This is a genomic window from Lutibacter agarilyticus, assembly GCF_900188235.1.
Lineage (GTDB): Bacteria > Bacteroidota > Bacteroidia > Flavobacteriales > Flavobacteriaceae > Lutibacter > Lutibacter agarilyticus.
In genome coordinates, this window is record NZ_FZNT01000022.1 from 1 (window position 1) to 1,287 (window position 1,287).

The following is a 1,287-nucleotide window of genomic DNA, read 5'->3' on the forward strand; positions in this document are numbered from 1 at the left end:
TGGACCTACAACAAAAAACTGTACAATTAATTGCGAGACTTAAGCCGCTACATTTTGATTATACATTTCTATTTCAAATTCATTAATAGTTTTATACCCTAAAGTTGAGTGTATCCTCCTTTTATTATACCAAGTTTCAATCCAACTGAAGATTGATAATTCAGCTTGTGATCTATAATTGTATGTATGTTTATAAACCCATTCGGTTTTTAAGCTTTTAAAGAAGGATTCTGCAACAGCATTATCCCAACAATTCCCCTTTCTACTCATAGATTGTATCACCAAACCATCGTAGCTTTTAATAATATCTGTAAAGCGATAACTAGCATACTGAACCCCTCTATCAGAATGAAAAATAAGTTCTTCTATAATTACATTAGATTTAACAGCCATATTCCATGCAGGTATTATAGTATCCTTTGTTGTTAAATTATCACTCATAGACCATCCAACTATTTTTCTATTAAACAAATCTATAATGACCGTTAAATACATCCAGCCTTGCTTAGTTTCGATATAAGTGATATCTGACACCCATACTTGATTCTTTCTAAAAACTTCAAAGTTTTGATTTAAAATATTAGCAGCTACAGGGTATTTATGATTGCTATCTGTGGTTACTTTAAATTTTCGCTTTCTTCTAGCAAATAATCCATTAGCCTTCATAATTCTGGCTACTCTTGGCTTAGAAATAAAATGCCCTAACTTTTCTAATGCTACTTTTATTCTTGGAGCACCATAACTTTCAAAACTATCTTTAAAAATAGTAGTAATGAATGTTGATAGCTTTTGATTATATAACCATAGTTTTGATACCTTAGCCTTTAACCAATTATAATAACCACTTGTACTAACTTTTAATACTTTACACATCTTCTCAACTGAAAACTTAAATTTATGGTGTTTTATAAACCTGAATTTTTCTTGTCGCTCTTGGAGAAGATGCTCACTGCCTTTTTTAATATCTCATTTTCTTCTGAAACATCTTTTAATTGACGCTTTAATAACGCTATTTCTCTCTGCTCATCTGTTAATTTTGGCTTGCCGCGACCTGGAAAACTGTTCTTGCCATAATCTTTTGACTCACTTCTCCAACGATGTAATACCGAATATGGAATATCTAACTCCTCACATATTTGTTTAACACTACCCCGTGCATAGCTTAATTCTACTGCCTTTTGTTTAAATGATGTACTGTAATTCCTGTGTTGTCTTTTCATAATTCAAAGTTAATTTATGTAACTCTAAATCTCGCATCTTTATGTCCAGTCTAATATAGGAAGTCCA

General features: G+C 31.4%; 1 protein-coding gene. It reads right to left on the bottom strand.

What is annotated here, in order from left to right:
• Window positions 1–39: 39 nt before the first annotated feature.
• Window positions 40–1,220, bottom strand: a protein-coding gene (locus tag CHB67_RS16995) for an IS3 family transposase (RefSeq protein ID WP_245813603.1) whose coding sequence is annotated in 2 segments (ribosomal slippage) — window positions 40–962 and window positions 962–1,220 — 1,182 coding nt in all. Because the reading frame shifts where the segments join, the coding sequence is not laid out codon by codon here.
• Window positions 1,221–1,287: the final 67 nt, after the last annotated feature.